Genomic DNA, 17,824 nt, shown 5'->3' with positions numbered 1-17,824 from the left:
ATTCAGTCCTTGGTGACCCGGTTGATTTCTTCAAGGCTGGTGATGCCTTGCATGGCTTTGAGCAGGCCCGACGTCCGCAGGTCGTTGAAGCCGTCTTTACGCATCTGGATGTCGATTTCCAGTGAGTTGCCTTCGGCCATGATCAGCCGTTGCAGGTCCGGGGTATTCTTCACCACTTCATAAATCCCTACTCGCCCTTTGTAACCGTTGTTGCAGTGATCGCAACCGACTGGCTCATAGATCGTGAATGAGCCGATCCGTTCCTCGGGGAAGCCTTCCTTGAGCAGCGCCTCCCGGGGAATCTCGATGGGTTTCTTGCAATGGCTGCATAGCTTGCGCGCCAGGCGCTGGGCGATGATCAGGCTGACCGAGGTAGCAATGTTGAACCCCTGGATGCCCATGTTGTGCAGGCGTGTCAGGGTTTCGGCGGCGCTGTTGGTGTGCAGGGTCGACAGCACCAGGTGCCCGGTCTGGGCGGCCTTGATGGCTATTTCTGCGGTTTCGAGGTCACGAATCTCGCCAACCATGATCACGTCCGGGTCCTGTCGCAGAAATGAGCGCAGCGCCTGGGCGAAATCCATTCCCTGTTTGGGATTGACGTTGACCTGGTTGATGCCTTCCATGTTGATCTCCACCGGGTCTTCGGCGGTGGAAATGTTGATGTCCACGGTATTGAGAATGTTCAGCCCGGTGTAGAGCGACACGGTTTTACCCGAACCGGTGGGCCCGGTCACCAGAATCATCCCCTGTGGCTGCTTGAGGGCGGCCATGTACAGGTCTTTCTGGTCCGGCTCATAGCCGAGGGCGTCGATGCCCATTTGAGCGCTGGACGGGTCGAGGATCCGGATTACCACTTTCTCGCCCCATAGGGTCGGCAGGGTGTTGACCCGGAAGTCTATGGATTTGCTCTTGGACAGGCGCATCTTGATCCGCCCGTCCTGGGGCCGACGCCGTTCCGAGATGTCGAGACTGGCCATGACTTTCAGTCTCGAGGCGATGCGGTTGGCCAGTTGAATCGGCGGCTTGGCGACTTCACGCAGCATGCCGTCGGTGCGCATCCGCACGCGGTAGGTTTTTTCGTAGGGCTCGAAATGCAGGTCGGAAGAGCCGCTCTTGATCGCGTCGAGCAACATCTTGTGGACGAAGCGCACCACGGGTGCGTCGTCGGCGTCTTGTCCGCCAATGGAATCCTGTTTGTTGTCATCGATCGACTCGATGTCCACACCATCAAGGTCGACATCGGCCATGTCTTCCAGGCCGGTGCTAGGGCTGTCGAAGAATTTTTCGATGGCATCGGTGAGCTTGTCGTCTTCAACCAGAATGGCTTCGGTATTGAGCCCGGTGCTGAACTGGATGTCATTGATGGCCTGGTGATTGGTCGGGTCGGAAACGCCCACGAACAGTTTGTTGCCGCGTCGCCAGAGGGGCAAGGCGTGGTGCTGGCGGATCAGTTTCTCGCTGACCAGACCCTTGGGTTGGGTTTCCTTGTCCAGGCAGTTGAGGTCGAGCAAGGTCATGCCGAAGTGTTCCGACGCGATCTCGGCGACCAGGCGGCTTTTCACCAGCTTGTTCTGCACCAAATAGGTGACTAGCGGGGTTTTATCACGTTGGGCTTGCTGATACGCCTGTTGCGCGCTTTTGTCAGTGAGCAGTTCGGCCAGGACCAATTGCTTGGTCAGACCGCTAAGGGCGATGTCATTCATTGGGATTCCAAGCGCAGACAGTTCATGACTTATAGCCTAGTCAAGCGGAGGAACCAAACCAGCGACGTTCAGGGGACAAAAAGTGTCAGATAGTGCGGATTCTGGGGGTAGGAAAGGGGTTTGTGTCGCTCGCACGCCCCGCCAACACGGGGTGAAGGGCTTGGCATGGGCTGTGCTGCGGCTAATTCAGATCATGAGATTTCGACTCATGCATGGAGCTTGTCTATGAATACTCAGAAAGGTTTTACGCTTATCGAGCTGTTGATCGTGGTGGCGATAATCGGGATCCTGGCGACGGTTGCGCTACCGCAATATTCGAAGTATCAATCGCGGGCGAAAGTAACTGCAGGTCTTGCTGAAATATCGGCACTGAAGGTCTCTTACGAAGACATTATCAATCAAGGTAACGCCCCCACCCTTGCTCTGATGGGCGTTAACGCGACCACAGGTAATTGCACGATTGCGGTGGCGGGCACCGTCGCTACCGGTGTTGGCAGTATTGGCTGCACGATCCTCAATGCAAACGGCCTGGTGGCCGGCAAGACCATCACGCTTTCGCGCACGCTTGACGGTGGCTGGACTTGCGCCTCGACAGTACTCAAAGAGTACGCGCCTAACGGTTGCCCTGGCGTCTGATCCAATTCCAAGCCTGTCCCATGCCCCGCGATTCACAACGCGGGGCATTTTTTTGTTCGTCATTTGAGGGGTCGATTCAAATAATCAAGAAAATCCCGACATTTCATGGCCTTAGGCCTGCGACAAAACCCGCAACTTGCATGTAGAGAATCTCGCAGTCATGCATTTTGCATGATTTCGAAAATCCTCTGTTTTTATAAGATACTGATTTATAACGGTTTATTGCTTGGCCGAAAGTTGGCACAGCGTTCGCAATATCTCTGGTAACCCTGCTGACAAGACACGCAGCAGACTTTATGAAAAACAGGAGTTACTCGTATGAAGAAGTTCGCTATCGCTGCCGCTACTGCTACCGCGCTGACCCTGACCATGGCCAACGCTGCATTTGCACAGACCACCACCACCCAAGCCCCGATGACTCTGGCGGCGGGTGAAATGACTAAGGCTAAAGAATCCACTTCCGATACCTGGATCACTACCAAAGTCAAAGCAGACCTGGTGACTGAAAAAGGCATTCCTGGTACCGACATTAAAGTCGAAACCAACAAAGGCGTTGTATCCCTGTCGTCCACCGTTGCGGTGACAGACGCTCAGAAAACCACCGCAGTGGCCATTGCCAAGAAAATCAAAGGCGTCAAAGCGGTCTCCGCTGACGGCCTGAAAGCCGAGTAAGGCAAGACTTCTCGCCTGGACTGGGAGAAGGCGCGGCAGGCGGGCCGAGCAATACGTCAGCCGCCTCTGGAGAGTTCATGCGAAAGGCCATAAGGATGTGGCCATTACAGGCCTCGGCATTCGTGTCGGGGCCTGTTCTATTTGGGTCAACGCAAAGCACATGTGGGAGCGGGCTTGCTCGCGAACGCGGCCTGACAGCCAACATTTTTGTTGAATGTTAAGCCCTCTTCGCGAGCAAGCCCGCTCCCACATTAAATTGTGCCCACATAAGATCGTGGTGAGTTCAGTTACCACGCTTGCTGGTGATCTGCTTCAAGCGATTACCTTCAAAACGCAGGTACTGATACATCCCGCCGTTGGGCCCGTAGGTCCATTCCTCGACTTGAAACTCTTCCCGCCGGTTAGCGCTGCGCTTGTAGCCCAACAGATCACGGCTGACCGGTTCACCGCATTTCTGCAGTACTTCGCTGGACCTGTCCCCGACACTGACCAATTGACTGCCGCAGCGTAGGGTATCGGCTGCCGAGGCCTGACTGGCAGCCATTGCCAGTGCCAGGTACATCAGCCATTTCGCGCCCATCACTCGGCGTCCAGATGCAGCGGCGTAACCACTCGGCCGTCACTTTGTGCTTCGCCGAGGTTAGCGTCGATGAAGTACACGCGGTCATCGGCCAGCTGACCCTTGTCGACCAGATAGTCCTTGATGCTGCTGGCGCGTTCCTGACCCAACTGACGCAACAGCACGTCGCTGGAACTCCAGAACTTGATCACGCCTTCGCGCATTTTTACCGTGCGTTCTTCCTTGCCAAGATCCTTCCACTCGGCGGGCGGCTGCGTCTTCAGGCGCGTGCGGTAAATTCCTTCCAGCAGCGAACCCTTCTCGTTGTCCGGTACTTGCACCAGCGAGGCCTGAGCCGGCACTTTGTCACCGCGGCGCTGGAGCATTTTGTAGTAGTTGTATTGGTATTCCCGTTCCAGACGTTGCTCGGCGATCAGTGGGCCATCGCTGCTTGCGGCAGCCGTGCCTTCGATTTCCAGGCGCAAGGCCGGACGTTCCTTGAGGGCCTGGGACAGTTTGACCAACGAACCCTCGGCATCCTTGCTCAGGTCGCTTGAACCCGGCGCAAACGAGACAGTGCCCAGATCTTCCGAGCCGCCGCCTCTGACCAGCCCGCCAATCATTTTGAATGGCGCCGCAGCAGCTTTGACGATCAGGTTGCGCAAGGTCTGCCAGACAATCGGCATGATGCTGAACTGCGGGTTGTTCAGGTCGCCGGTCACCGGCAGTTCAATGGAAATCTTGCCGTCGACGTCCTTGAGCAACGCGATCGCCAGTTTCAGCGGCAGGCTCACGGCGTCCGGACTGTCGACTTTCTCACCCAGTTGCAGCTGCTCGACCACCACTTTGTTTTCGGCCTTGAGCTGGCCCTTGGTGATCAGGTAATGCAGGTCGAGATTGAGTCGGCCCTTGCGGATGCGGTAGCCGGCGAACTTGCCGGAGTAGGGCGTCAGCGTGGTCAGTTCAACACGTTTGAAGCTGGTGGCGATGTCGAGGCTGGCCATCGGGTCGAACGGGTTGACCGAGCCCTTGATGGTGACCGGTGCATAGCGGTCGACCTTGCCTTTGATATCGACACTGGCTGGTTTCGCCTGACGGCTGTCGATGGTGCCGATCTGGCCGTTGAGTTGTTGCACGGCGGTGGCGAAGTTCGGGGTCAGGCTGAAGTCGGCGAAGTTCGCCGAACCGTCATTGATGGCAATGCCGCCAATGTGGATGCCCAGCGGTTTTTCCTTGCCGGCAGGTTTGGCAGCAGCCGTTTTGGCGCCGGAGTCGGGCGGTTGCGGAATCAGCAGATCATCGATGTTAGTGGTGCGGTCATCGTTGATCATGAAGCGGGCATAAGGCTGGAACAGTTTGACCTTGTCGATCGACAGGCTATCGCCGTGCTGATAATTCAGGCCTTCGAGCACCAACTGCTGCCACTTGAGGAAGTCGCGGGTTTTGAGGGTGTCGAGGGTATGCAGTTGATCGACCTGAGCTTTGCCTGTGACGCTGAATGCCAGCGGCTCGGTGCTTTTCAGATCGACCGCCAGATCACTGCCGAGCATGCCGCTGCGCAGTTCCAGGCGAATGAACGGGGTGATGTAGGACTGGGCGACGCGCAGGTCGATGTCCTTGGTTTGTACTTTTAACTTGGCGCTGACCGGGGCGAGATTGACGATACCGTCTGCCGTGATCTTGCCTTGCTTGCCCACGCCCGTATCGAGCTTGAGGTTAAAAGGCGAGCCATTGAGGCTGTCGAAATTCTGCAGGTCCAGGTTCAGCGGGCCGACGTCCAGCGCCACGGCGGGTTGCGCCTTGCGATCAGCCAGATGCACCTGGTAATCGCGCAGTTGCACGTCTTTGAGCAGCACCTGCCATGGTTTGCTCGGTGGCGCCGGTTCGGGTTTCGGTGAATCGGCAGCTGCCGGGGTGGTGGCCGGTTCGGCTTTGGCTTTGGCGGCTGCTTTGGACGGTTGGCTGGCGAACAGTTTCTGCCAATCGAGTTGCCCGTCGGCTTCAAGGGCGGCCCAGGTTTCCAGTTTCTGGCTGCGGATCTTGCCGACGACCACTTGCTGCTTGGCCAGGTCTACGGTGGTTTCGCTGATGTCCAGCCGCCCAAGCTTCGCCAGCGGCCGACCGTCCGGTGCCTTGATGTTGAAAGGCGCGACGCTGACGGCGACGTTGCTCAGCAGTAATTCGGTTTCTTTGGACAGGTTCAGCTTGTAATCGGTGCTCAGGTTCAGGGTGCCGTTTTCCAGATCCAGCGGCACCGAATCGCGCACGTATGGCCACCAGACTTTCATGTTGCCATCGGTGACTTTCAACTTACCTTCGGAGGCAATCGGGATCAGGCTGAAATTGCCGGTCCAGTCGATCTGTCCACCGGCAGGGCCGACGGCCACCAGGGTCATGTCGGCGTTATCTTCTGGCAGGGTGCTGAGGTTCTTCAGCTCGAAGTCGAGTTTGTCGTAGAGGAATTCGATCGGCTCGCTGGGCCGTGCATCCTGGAAGTGCACATAGCCGTCGGCCAGTTTGGTCCGCTCGATGCGCAACGGGAACGGTTTGGCGTTCGGGTCGGCCGGGGTCGGTTCACTGGCGGGGATTTTGAACAGGCCAAGCAGATTGAGCTTACCGTCCTTGCCGAAGAGGATTTCGGTCTTGGGTTTGTCGATTTCGATATCGGACAGGTGCAGCGCCTTGGTCCAGAGGCTGTCGATTTGCAAGTTGGCATATAGTCGCTCGAAGCCGACCTGTTCCTTGCCCGGCTCGCCGATGATCAGTCCCCAAAGGGTGACTTCAAGGCTGAACGGGTTGAGTTCGATCCGCGAAATCGTGGCGGGCGTCGTTGCGTAACTGGCCAATTGTTGATTGGCCACCCGTAACGCGATGCCCGGCAAAATCAGAAACCCCAGCAGGCTGTAGAGGGCTAGAGCGGTCAACAGAGCGCCAATAGCGCGAATCAATCCTTTGGGCATGTGTGGCTTCATCTGTCTGAATCGGAGTGCGTTGGAGTATGGCACGCGTTTGCGGTTCCGAAGTGATCATGCTTTATAGGATTTATCTGATTTTTCGGACGAATCTCAGAGCTGCAGAATCAGGGTTTTCAGCGGCGGCTGCTCATCCATTGACGGAAAATCGCCGCCTGGTTTCATCACGGTCCACTCGCGCACCGGCCGGCCGGCTTTCTCTGCACAGCGCAAAACTTGCTCGCGCCAGTCGTCCATGCTGACTTTTGCGAGGTTGTTGCAGCAGATCAGCACGCCATTGTCGGCGGTGGTCAGCAGCGCGGGTTTGAGCAGGCTCTGATAGTCGCGCAGCAAGTCGACGGTGCCGAAAGCGCTCTTGGCCCAGGCCGGCGGGTCCAGCAGCACCAGGTCGTACTGACGCTGTTCCAGACGCTGATAGCTCGGCAGTTTTTGCCCGCGGCGCTGGCTGATCGGTAGGCCGGCCAATTGGCGGATTGCCGGGAAGTAGTCGGACTGGATGAAGTCCATGGTCGGCAACTGCGGATTGAGCAGGCCGTTCTCACGGCCGACGGCCAGGTTGCCTTCAGCGAAGTCGAGGTTGCAGACTTCGCTCGCGCCACCGGCCGCAGCACTCAGGCCGACGCCACAGGTGTAGGCGAAGAGGTTCAGCACACTTTTGTTTTTGCTGTGCTGCTTGACCCAGCCGCGCGTGTTGCGCAAGTCGAGGAACAGCAGCGGATCCTGGCCGGCGTGGCGGCCGCGAACCCGGTAATTCAAGCCCCATTCGTGGCCGATCAAGTCTTGCAGGGCGGCTTCGTCGGCGCGGTAGACGGTGTCTTCGCGGTCGATACGCGAGTTGCCACGGGAGCGATCGTTGTAGACCAGCAGCGTCTCGAGGCCCAGGTGCTGATTGAGGGTGTCGTGCAGTTGCAGCAGTGCGTCTCGCTCCAGCGACTGGTGAAAGCTTTGCACCAGCAATTGCGGGCCGTAGCGGTCGATTGTCAGGCCGCCGGCGCCTTCCTGGCTGCCGTGGAACAAGCGATAGCAATCGGTGCCTTGCTGATGCAGTTCGGCCAGCAGGTCCTGACGACGATCGAGGGCGGCGCGCAGCGCCTGATTCAAGGAAGACATGCTGGGCGCCTTGCAGGAGGGAATTTGGCGCGGGAGTTTAACAGCTTGGCGCGGGACCGCGGTGCTGCCTTCGCGAGCAAGCTCGCTCCCACAGGGGATTTGTGTCGTTCATCAGTCCAATGTGCGGGCTTGCTCCGGGCGGCGATCCGACGAAGCTTTTCAGCTCTTTCTAGCTGAGCAACCCCATCCGTCGTTTGGCCCGGTGCACCGAGCCGTTACGCACCGCCCAACGCAGCATCGGCGTGCTGCGGTTGACGCCGGCGCGGATCAGCTTGCGTTGCAGCGGGCTCTGTTGGACACCCAGCATGTCACTGGCCCAGTCCGGCAGCAGGTCGATCCCGGCCTGCATCATCAAACCGCCGAAAGGTTTGGCCAAACGGCTGGGGGACGGGGCGTTCAACAACAGCCGTAACACTTCGCGACTGCGCTCATCGCACAGCAGCTGTGGACGAATGCGCTCAAGGTAATCGGCAATCTCCTGACGTGAACGCGGCACGTCACGGGCGCCGAGCCGTTCGGCAACCAGCGCGATTTCCGCGTAGTAACGATCCTGATCAGCCAGGGACAGGTCCGGATTGCGGTAACGCAAATGGGCTGCGAGGAAGTTGCTGACTTCGGCCACGTGCACCCAGGTCAACAGATCGGGATCACTGGCGGCGTAGGGCCGGCCATCCGGTGCCGTGCCGGTCACTTGCAGGTGGATGGTGCGGACTTTCTCGATCAGCCAGTCGGCGTCCTTTCGCGAACCGAAGGTGGTGCCGGAAATGAACTGCCCGGTGCGGCGCAGTCGGCCGATCATGTCCTCGCGAAAATTCGAATGGTCCCAGACCCCGGCCAGGGCCAGTGGATGTAGAGCTTGCAGCATCAAGGCGCTGATGCCACCGATCAGCATGCTGCTGAAGTCGCCATGCACTTGCCAGCTCACCGAATCGGGCCCGAACAGGCCGGGATCACCCTTGGGGTTTTCCAGGTCGAGCTTGCCCAGAGACAGACCGGTCAGGCTCATGATCTGGGTTTCGATGCGGGTTCGAATGAATTCCATGGCGACTCAGTGGCGGAAAAGGAGGCGCGGCCATTAACGGCCGCGCTGGCTTTTGAAACAAGCGATTATTGGTTCAGGCGTTTATCGACCAACTCCTGGACCACGCTCGGGTCAGCCAGGGTCGAGGTGTCGCCCAGGCTGTCCAGTTCGTTGCAGGCGATCTTGCGCAGAATGCGCCGCATGATCTTGCCCGAACGGGTTTTCGGCAAGGCCGGCGCCCACTGGATCAGGTCCGGTTTGGCGAAGCTGCCGATTTCCTCGCTGACGTGAGCCAGCAGTTCTTTCTTCAGTTCGTCACTGGGCTCGGTGCCGTTCATGGGGGTGACGAAGGCGTAGATGCCCTGACCCTTGATGTCGTGGGGGTAACCGACCACCGCCGCTTCGGCGATGCTGTCGTGCAGCACGAGCGCGCTTTCCACTTCCGCGGTGCCGATGCGGTGTCCGGAGACGTTGATCACGTCGTCGATGCGCCCAGTGATCCAGTAATCGCCATCCTCATCGCGCCGGGCGCCGTCGCCGGTGAAGTAGTAACCGGGGTAGGGCTTGAAGTAGGTATCGACCATTCGTTGCGGGTCGCCGTAGACGCTGCGGATCTGCGCCGGCCAACTGGACTTGATCGCCAGCACGCCGCTGCCGGCGCCTTTGATTTCCTTGCCCGCTTCATCGAGCAACACCGGTTGCACGCCGAACATCGGTTGCGTGGCGCAGCCGGGTTTGATCCGTTGAGCGCTGACCAGAGGGCTGAGCATGATGCCGCCAGTTTCGGTCTGCCACCAGGTATCGACGATCGGACAACGCTGTTCGCCGACAGCATTGAAGTACCACTCCCACGCTTCCGGGTTGATGGGCTCACCGACACTGCCGAGTAATCTGAGGCTCGCGCGGGAAGTTTCCTTCAACGGTTCGGGGCCTTCACGCATCAGGGAGCGCAGGGCGGTCGGGGCGGTATAGAAAATGTTCACATGGTGCTTGTCGATCACCTGCCAGAAGCGTGAGCTGCTCGGGTAGCTCGGCACGCCTTCGAAGATCAGCGTGGTCGCGCCGTTGGCCAACGGACCGTAGACGATGTAGCTGTGGCCGGTGACCCAGCCGACATCGGCGGTGCACCAGAAGACTTCGTCGTCACGGTAGTCGAGCACGTACTTGAAGGTCATCGCCGCTTGCAGCAGGTAGCCGCCGGTGGTGTGCAGCACGCCTTTGGGTTTGCCGGTGCTGCCGGAGGTGTAGAGGATAAACAGCGGGTCTTCGGCGTCCATTGGTTCAGGCGGGCAATCGTCGCTGACGTCGCGCAGTGCCTGGTGATACCAGATGTCCCGGCCCTCGACCCAGTCCACTTCGCCCTGAGTGCGCTCGACCACGATGACGGTGCTGACGTTCGGACAACTTTGCAGCGCCTTGTCGACCTTCTGCTTGAGCGGCACGACTTTACCGCCGCGCACGCCTTCATCGGCGGTGATCACGGTGCGGCAGTCGGCATCGAGAATCCGGTCACGCACAGAGTCCGGAGAGAAACCACCGAACACCACCGAATGCACCGCACCAATGCGCGTGCAGGCGAGCATGGCGTAGGCGGCTTCGGGGATCATCGGCATGTAGATGCACACGCGGTCGCCTTTCTTCACGCCACGGCTTTTGAGCACATTGGCCAGGCGACAGACGTTGTGATGAAGTTTTTTGTAGGTGATCTGCGCGGATTCGGCAGGGTCGTCGCCTTCCCAGATGATCGCAATTTGATCGCCGCGCTTTTCCAGGTGACGGTCGATGCAGTTGTAACTGACATTCAACTTTCCGCCGGCGAACCAGCTCGCCTCACCGGTTTTCAGGTTATAGCGCTGGACGGTATCCCACGGCTTACTCCAGTCGAGAAAGCGTGTGGCCTGTTCGGCCCAGAAGGTGCTGGGGTGTTCGATGGATTGGCGGTACAGCCGCTTGTAGTCGTCTTGACTTAATTGTGCAGCCCGGCGGACGGCATCGGCTTGGGGGAACGTGCTGATATCGAACATGACGGTTCCTTATTCTTGTTTTGCGACAAGTAATAAAGATGCGCCGAGTGACCAACGGGTTCAAGTCATACACAAAACAACTGTGGGAGCGAGCTTGCTCGCGATGGCGGCATAACATTCAACAGAGATGTTGACTGTCAGTCCGCTATCGCGAGCAAGCTCGCTCCCACAGGGGATCGGGTCTAAGTAACTTACCCGCGGTGACGACCGCGGAAGTAGTTGATCAGGCCTTGGGTTGAAGCATCGTCAGCCGGGGTTTCTTCGCTGCCGACCAGGCGGTTGTAGACGCCTTTGCCCAGCTCTTTACCCAGCTCCACGCCCCACTGGTCGAAGGCGTTGATGCCCCAGATCACGCTTTGCACGAAGACTTTGTGTTCGTACATCGCCACCAATGCGCCGAGACGACGCGGGCTGATGCGCTCAACCACCAAGGTGTTGCTCGGACGGTTGCCCGGGATCACCTTTTGCGGTGCGATTTTGTGCACCTCTTCTTCGCTCATGCCCTTGTCGCGCAACTCGGTTTCGGCCTCGGCAAGGGTCTTGCCCAGCATCAGCGCCTGGCTTTGCGACAGGCAGTTGGCGTACAGCCACTGGTGGTGGTCGGACACAGGGTTGAAGCTGACGATCGGCACGATGAAGTCGGCCGGGATCAGTTGAGTGCCCTGGTGCAGCAACTGGTGATACGCATGCTGACCGTTGCAGCCGACGCCGCCCCAGATCACCGGGCCCGTGTCGGTGGACACCGGAGTGCCGTCCTGGCGCACGCTCTTGCCGTTGGATTCCATGTCCAGCTGTTGCAAGTGCTTGGTGATGTTGCGCAGGTAGTGGTCGTACGGCAGGATCGCGTGGCTCTGTGCACCCCAGAAGTTGCCGTACCAGACACCGAGCAAGGCCAGCAACACCGGCATGTTCTGGTCAAAGGGCGCGCTCTGGAAATGCTGGTCCATGGTGTAGGCACCGGACAGCAGCTCCTTGAAGTTCGACATGCCGATGGCCAACGCGATTGGCAAACCGATGGCCGACCACAGCGAGTAACGGCCGCCAACCCAGTCCCACATCGGGAAGATGTTTTCTTCGCGGATCCCGAATGCCACCGCCGCTGCATTGTTGCTGGATACGGCGATGAAGTGACGGTACAGCTCGGCTTCCGAACCACCCTGAGCCAGGTACCAGGCGCGTGCGGCCTGGGCATTCTTCAGGGTTTCGAGGGTGTTGAAGGATTTTGACGAAACGATGAACAGCGTGGTTTCGGCCCGCAGTTTCATGGTCAGTTCGTGGAACTCACTGCCGTCGATGTTCGCCAGGTAATGGCAACGCACGCCCTTCTGGGCGTAGGACAGCAGCGCTTCGGAGACCAGCTCCGGGCCGAGGAACGAGCCCCCGATGCCGATGTTCACCACGTCAGTGATCGGCTTCTCGGAGTAACCGCGCCACAAACCGTCGTGGATACGGCCCACGAGGTCGGTGATCTGGTTCAGGACCTTGTGCACTTCCGGCATCACGTTGACGCCGTTGACCTTCAGCTTGTCGCCGACCGGACGGCGTAGCGCGGTGTGCAAGGCCGGACGGCCTTCGGAGGAGTTGACGATTTCGCCTTCGAACAGCGCTTTGATCGCGCCCTGGAGGTCGACTTCGTTGGCCAGGCCCACCAGCAGATCGCGGGTCTGGGCGTTGATCAGGTTCTTCGAGTAGTCGAGAAACAGGCCGCAGCTGCTGAGGGTGAATTGGGTAAAGCGCTGCGGATCGGCATTAAAGGCTTCGCGCATGCTGAAATCCTGCATGGCTTGGCGGTGGTCATTCAACGCTTGCCAGGCGGGCAGAGCGGTAACGTCTTGAGGGGTGCGGTAATACGCCATCGCTGCGGGTTTCCTTTTTACTTGAACGGCCTTTTGAACACTAAAAATACCGGAGCGCTGTGGGTGGGCGTCCGGTCAACTGCGTCGACACGATTTCATGACACAGGGCGAATACAGTAAACCTCGCGCTGCGATCTGTCTTGACTTTGTCTGACCCGTTCCCGGTACTTTTTTATACATCGAGCAGGGAACGGTCCGACAAACGGAAGGGGGAGGGGCTAAGACTGGATCAGGCGACCTGAACCGGAATGGCATTGCTGGTATGGCTCAGTTCATTACCCGGCGCCATGTAGAGCATGCGTGGCTTGAAATTGAGCAGCTCGGCTTCGCTGTAGTGGGCGTATGCGCAAATGATCACTCGGTCACCGACCTTGGCCTTGTGTGCGGCTGCACCGTTGACCGAGATCATGCGCGAACCTTCTTCGCCACGAATCGCGTAGGTGGTGAAGCGTTCACCATTGTCGATGTTGTAGATCTGGATCTGTTCGTACTCACGGATACCGGACAGGTCCAGCCATTCGCCGTCGATGGCGCAAGAACCTTCGTAATCGAGTACAGCGTGTGTGACTTCGGCGCGATGCAGCTTGGCCTTGAGCATGATGGCGTGCATGAGTGTTTCCCCAGGTCGGAATCGAACGGCGGGCAGTTTGCCCGAAGGCTTGAGGGGCATCAATACAGACTGGAAGCCACCACAAAACCCAATGTGGGAGCGGGCTTGCTCGCGAATGCGGTGGGTCAGTCAACATTTTTGCTGAATGACCCACCGCATTCGCGAGCAAGCCCGCTCCCACAGGGGGATTGTGGTGTTCAGGCAGTAGCGTCGAGATTCAGATGCAGGTTATCGATCAACCGCGTAGTGCCCAGGAACGCCGCCACCAGAATCACCAGATCCCGATCTTGCGCAGTTGCCGGACGCAAGGTCTGGGCATGACGAATCTCCAGATAGTCAGGACGCAAACCCGCCGCTTCAAGCTGCTTGATCTGCGCGCTGATTACGGCCGGGAAATCCCGTTCGCCCTGTTTGATCGCGTCGGCAATCTGGCTCAAACCGCGATACACAACCGGCGCAACGGCCCGCTGTTCTTCGCTGAGGAAACCATTGCGCGACGAGAGCGCCAGGCCATCGGCTGCACGGACCGTCGGTTCGCCGATAATCTGGATCGGCATGTTCAGGTCATGCACCAGGGCGCGGATCACCGCCAGTTGCTGGAAGTCTTTCTGGCCGAAGATCGCCAGATCCGGCTGGACCATGTTGAACAGCTTGGTGACTACCGTCGCCACACCTTCGAAATGCCCGGGACGGCTGGCGCCGCAGAGGCCTTCGGAGAGTTGGGGGACGCTGACGCGGGTCTGGCCGACTATGCCGTCGGGGTACATTTCTTCAACGGTTGGCGCGAACAGCAAGTGGCAACCGGCCTGGAGCAGTTTCTCCTGATCGGCTGCGAGGGTGCGCGGGTACTTGTCGAGGTCTTCGCCGGCGCCGAACTGCAGCGGGTTGACGAAAATGCTCGCGACCACGAAATCCACCCGTTGGGTGGCTTTGGTCACCAGTGCCACATGACCGCTGTGCAGGTTGCCCATGGTCGGCACGAAGCCGATGCGCTTGCCTTCACTGCGGGCACGGGCCACGGCGGCCCGCAATTCGCGTACGGTTTTTACGGTGTTCATGCAGAGAATCCGTGTTCGATACCAGGGAAAGTCGCCGCTTTGACTTCAGTGACGTACGCACCAAGCGCCGCTTGAATGTTTTGTTGCCCGGCCATGAAGTTCTTCACGAACTTCGGCACACGGCCAGTGATCGACAGGCCGAGCATGTCGTGCAGAACCAGCACCTGGCCGTCGGTGGCACTGCCGGCGCCAATGCCGATCACCGGAATTTTCACCGCTTGGGTGATTTCTTCGGCGAGCTCACTCGGTACGCATTCGAGCAGCAACATCGACGCGCCAGCTTGTTCCAGGGCGATCGCATCGGCACGCATCTGCCGCGCCTGGTTTTCGTTGCGACCCTGGACTTTGTAACCGCCGAGGATATTCACCGATTGCGGTGTCAGCCCCATATGCGCGCATACCGGGATACCGCGTTCGGCCAGCAGACGGATCGAGTCCCCCAGCCACAGCGCACCTTCAACCTTGACCATGTGCGCACCCGCCTGCATCAACAGGGCACTGTTGGTCATGGCTTGTTCGGTGGTGGCGTAGGCCATGAAGGGCAGGTCGGCGAGGATCAACGCATCGGTGTTGCCACGTTTGACGCACGCCACGTGGTAAGCCATTTCAGCGGTGGTGACCGGCAGGGTGCTGTCGTGACCTTGCAAAACCATGCCAAGGGAGTCGCCCACCAGCAGCACTTCGACACCAGCCTCATTGCAGGCGTGGGCGAAGGTCGCGTCATAGCAGGTCAGCATGGTGATCTTTTCACCTTTTTGCTTGAGACCTTGCAGAGTGGTCAGGGTGATGGCTGGCATGAAAAGTTCCTCATTCAGGCGCTGTGGAAACTACTGCGAGTAACGCGCGTGATTCTTCGTTAAATACAGGCGCACGGTCTGTTGTCGTGCTTTTAAGGCCTGGATTGCGCCCTTCAACGCCGTGTTGGCGGCAGCGGGACGCCTATAGTCGTGAGGAGAACTCGGGAAGTCAATTGCGTGTGTTACCGCATTGTTACGCGTGGGGTGTTACCGGGGTAACTGATGCGATTCAGCAGCTGTAATCTCGTGTTCGACACAAAAACCAGTGTGGGAGCGGGCTTGCTCGCGAATGCGGTGTTTCATTCAGCATCAATGTTTACTGTCACACCGCATTCGCGAGCAAGCCCGCTCCCACAGGGGATTTTTGTCAATTTTGGGGGAGGCGTTCCAACCCGACGAACGGGCAAGCGGCGAGCAGTTCGTTGAGGCAGCGACCATCGGCCAGACGCAAATCCGCAGGCGCCAGTTCGGCCAGAGGATACAGAACGAACGCCCGTTCCTGCATATGGTAGTGAGGCACCTTGAGGCGAGGTTCATCGATCAGCCGATCGCCGAACAGTACGATGTCGAGATCCAGCGTACGCGGCCCCCAACGTTCAAGGCGCTCGCGGCCCTGCCCGTTCTCGATGGCTTGCAGCGCATCCAGCAGCACCAGCGGCGGGAGCGTGCTGTCGAGGGCGGTAACCGCGTTGGTGTAACGCGGTTGGCCGGGCAGTAGCGAGTCGCTCTGATAAAACCCGGAAACCCCGATCAGTTCGGTCTGCGGCAACTGTGCCAGCGCCTCGACGGCGCTGCGCAATTGTTCGGCGGGGTCAGCCAGATTGCTGCCCATGCCGATGTAGATGCGTTCCATGGATTACTCGCCCGTGGCGCTCGGTGCGCCGGCGGTACGTTTGCGCTTGGCGCCACCGCTGCGGCGACGTTTGCGTGGAGCGCCGGTGCCGTCATCCTTGCCGCTGAGGTCGCGGATCATGTCGCGACGTTCGCTGTCGTTGGCGTCCTGATAATCCGTCCACCATTCGCCCAGGCCATCAGTCTGCTCGCCAGCGCTTTCGCGCAGCAGCAGGAAGTCGTAACCGGCACGGAACCGTGGGTTGTCCAGCAACAGGTCGGCGCGCTTGCCGCTGCGGCGTGGCAGACGCTCCTGCATGTCCCAGATCTCGCGGATAGGCATGGTGAAGCGTTTCGGAATCGCGATGCGCTGGCACTGTTCGGCGATCAGTTCATGAGCCGCTTCCTGCATCGCCGGAATTGGTGGCATGCCGCGCTCTTGCAGGCGCAATACACGAGCCGGCAGGGCAGGCCAAAGCAGCGCCGCAAACAGGAACGCCGGGGTTACCGGTTTGTTCTGTTTGATCCGCAGATCAGTGTTGATCAACGCTTCGCTGATCAGCGTGTGGGTATAGGTCGGGTTGTATTCCAGCGCCTCGGCACTGGCCGGGAACAGCGGATCGAACAGCTGCAGGTCGACCAGCATCTCGAAGGTGTCCGCGGCATGGCCGGAGAGGAACAGCTTGAGCACTTCTTCGAACAGGCGGGCCGATGGAATCTCGCGCAGCATCGGCGCCAGTTCACGGATTGGCGCGGCGCTGTGTTTTTCGATGCCGAAATTCAGCTTGGCGGCGAAACGCACGGCTCGCAGCATCCGTACCGGATCTTCCTGGTAGCGTTGCTTCGGGTCGCCGATCAGGCGGATCAGGTGATTGCGGATGTCGTGTACGCCGTTGGCGTAATCGAGGATGCGCTCGCTGACCGGATCGTAATACAAGGCGTTGATGGTGAAGTCGCGGCGTTGCGCATCTTCTTCCAGCGTGCCGTAGACGTTATCGCGCAGGATGCGCCCGCTTTCGTTACGGGAAGACTGGTTGCTGTCTTCCTCTTCATCGTTTTGCGGGTGATTGGCGCGGAAGGTCGCGACTTCAATGATTTCGCGGCCAAAGTGGATGTGTACCAACTTGAAGCGACGACCGATGATCCGCGCGTTGCGGAATTCGGCCCGCACCTGCTCAGGCGTGGCACTGGTGGCGACGTCAAAATCTTTCGGCGTGATGCCGAGCAGCATGTCACGCACACAGCCGCCGACCAGATAAGCCTGGTAACCGGCGTTCTGCAGGCGTTCGACGATGTTCACCGCGTAGCGACTGAATTGGGCCTTTTGCAGCGAATGTTGGCCGCTGTTGAGCACTTCAGGCGTACTGCGAATGTGTTGCGTATGACGCTTGGGAGAACGGAATGACTGGAACAGCTTCTTCAGCATGGGATGCACTGTTTGAAGGAATGTTCGGCCAAAACGAAGAATGACCGCATGATGGGCGGGGATTCTAGCATTTAGTCGGGGGATGGTGTAGGAAGCTGCGCAAGCGCTTGAAGGGGGGGGGCTTGTTGGTGCGGATTGGCTCTGTGGTAGCAGCTGCCGAGCCTGCGAGGCTGCGTTCGACTACGCAGTAGTCGTAAAACCAGAGATTGCGGTGTGTCAGAAGAAACCCGGTGCTTGTATTGGCGACTGCTTCGTCCGAATGCGGCCCAAACCGAACGCAGCCTCGCGTTGCTCGACAGCTGCTACAAAGTCGAACGCACTGCCGCTACAAGGGCCAAACGCCAGAAACTACAAGGGGAGCCGAAGCTCCCCAAGAAAGTAGTTGCGTGCTCTATTTTTATTTTTGATTCGGGCTTCTTGTTTTTGTTGAGTGCCCTCGCCATGAAGTTTTTCCTTCATGACCCTCCCAATCGGGAGCCAAGAGCAAACGGATTGCTTTGGTCGCTGTGTTGCAGTGATCTTGCGATCCAACCAGTTCAGGCTCTGTCT

14 protein-coding genes are annotated in these 17,824 nt (G+C 58.9%); 2 read left to right on the top strand and 12 right to left on the bottom strand.

Annotation, left to right across the window (positions count from 1 at the left end; genetic code table 11):
- Positions 1–2: 2 nt before the first annotated feature.
- Positions 3–1,703 carry a type IV-A pilus assembly ATPase PilB gene (gene pilB / locus ACMXYH_RS27840; RefSeq protein WP_415765559.1) on the bottom strand — a complete coding sequence of 567 codons (1,701 nt, stop codon included), beginning with the start codon at positions 1,701–1,703 and terminating at the stop codon, positions 3–5.
- Between the two features lie 225 nt (positions 1,704–1,928).
- On the opposite strand from pilB, the gene ACMXYH_RS27835 reads away from it, so the two are divergent.
- The gene (locus ACMXYH_RS27835) at positions 1,929–2,339 is read left to right on the top strand and encodes a pilin (protein ID WP_134422286.1); all 411 of its coding nucleotides are present in this window, start codon (positions 1,929–1,931) and stop codon (positions 2,337–2,339) included.
- 318 nt (positions 2,340–2,657) lie between these two features.
- A complete protein-coding gene (locus tag ACMXYH_RS27830) occupies positions 2,658–3,011 on the top strand; it encodes a BON domain-containing protein (protein ID WP_129441155.1) in 354 nt (117 codons plus the stop codon).
- A gap of 283 nt (positions 3,012–3,294) precedes the next feature.
- Here the strand turns inward: ACMXYH_RS27830 and ACMXYH_RS27825 are convergent, their stop codons facing one another.
- The 11 genes from ACMXYH_RS27825 to ACMXYH_RS27775 form a co-directional block, all read right to left on the bottom strand.
- A complete protein-coding gene (locus ACMXYH_RS27825) occupies positions 3,295–3,591 on the bottom strand; it encodes a DUF2845 domain-containing protein (protein ID WP_129441159.1) in 297 nt (98 codons plus the stop codon).
- A complete protein-coding gene (locus ACMXYH_RS27820; protein ID WP_415765558.1) occupies positions 3,591–6,530 on the bottom strand; it encodes a DUF748 domain-containing protein in 2,940 nt (979 codons plus the stop codon). The genes ACMXYH_RS27825 and ACMXYH_RS27820 overlap by 1 nt, the downstream gene beginning before the upstream one ends.
- Positions 6,531–6,635: 105 nt before the next feature.
- The gene (locus tag ACMXYH_RS27815) at positions 6,636–7,652 is read right to left on the bottom strand and encodes a class I SAM-dependent rRNA methyltransferase (protein WP_129441163.1); all 1,017 of its coding nucleotides are present in this window, start codon (positions 7,650–7,652) and stop codon (positions 6,636–6,638) included.
- Between the two features lie 169 nt (positions 7,653–7,821).
- Complete coding sequence (locus ACMXYH_RS27810; protein ID WP_415765557.1) at positions 7,822–8,694, bottom strand: oxygenase MpaB family protein; 873 nt, start codon at positions 8,692–8,694, stop codon at positions 7,822–7,824.
- Between the two features lie 65 nt (positions 8,695–8,759).
- Positions 8,760–10,697, bottom strand: coding sequence for an acetate--CoA ligase (gene acs / locus ACMXYH_RS27805; RefSeq protein ID WP_415765556.1), 1,938 nt, complete (start codon positions 10,695–10,697; stop codon positions 8,760–8,762).
- A gap of 191 nt (positions 10,698–10,888) precedes the next feature.
- The gene (gene pgi / locus ACMXYH_RS27800) at positions 10,889–12,553 is read right to left on the bottom strand and encodes a glucose-6-phosphate isomerase (protein WP_415765555.1); all 1,665 of its coding nucleotides are present in this window, start codon (positions 12,551–12,553) and stop codon (positions 10,889–10,891) included.
- Positions 12,554–12,782: 229 nt separating this feature from the next.
- Positions 12,783–13,163: an aspartate 1-decarboxylase gene (gene panD / locus ACMXYH_RS27795; RefSeq protein WP_008153310.1), complete on the bottom strand. Its 381-nt coding sequence runs from the start codon at positions 13,161–13,163 to the stop codon at positions 12,783–12,785.
- Between the two features lie 197 nt (positions 13,164–13,360).
- Entirely contained in the window at positions 13,361–14,221 is an 861-nt protein-coding gene (panC, locus tag ACMXYH_RS27790) for a pantoate--beta-alanine ligase (RefSeq protein WP_415765554.1), read from the bottom strand.
- Positions 14,218–15,018: a 3-methyl-2-oxobutanoate hydroxymethyltransferase gene (gene panB / locus ACMXYH_RS27785; RefSeq protein ID WP_415765553.1), complete on the bottom strand. Its 801-nt coding sequence runs from the start codon at positions 15,016–15,018 to the stop codon at positions 14,218–14,220. The genes panC and panB overlap by 4 nt, the downstream gene beginning before the upstream one ends.
- A 367-nt stretch (positions 15,019–15,385) precedes the next feature.
- Positions 15,386–15,871 carry a 2-amino-4-hydroxy-6-hydroxymethyldihydropteridine diphosphokinase gene (folK, locus tag ACMXYH_RS27780; RefSeq protein WP_415765552.1) on the bottom strand — a complete coding sequence of 162 codons (486 nt, stop codon included), beginning with the start codon at positions 15,869–15,871 and terminating at the stop codon, positions 15,386–15,388.
- A gap of 3 nt (positions 15,872–15,874) precedes the next feature.
- Positions 15,875–17,275: a polynucleotide adenylyltransferase PcnB gene (locus ACMXYH_RS27775; protein ID WP_008153304.1), complete on the bottom strand. Its 1,401-nt coding sequence runs from the start codon at positions 17,273–17,275 to the stop codon at positions 15,875–15,877.
- Between the last annotated feature and the right edge of the window lie 549 nt (positions 17,276–17,824).

Source organism: Pseudomonas frigoris, assembly GCF_047758635.1.
Lineage (GTDB): Bacteria > Pseudomonadota > Gammaproteobacteria > Pseudomonadales > Pseudomonadaceae > Aquipseudomonas > Aquipseudomonas frigoris.
The sequence above is the reverse complement of the archived record's forward strand: the minus strand, read 5'-3'. Positions and strand labels throughout refer to the sequence as shown.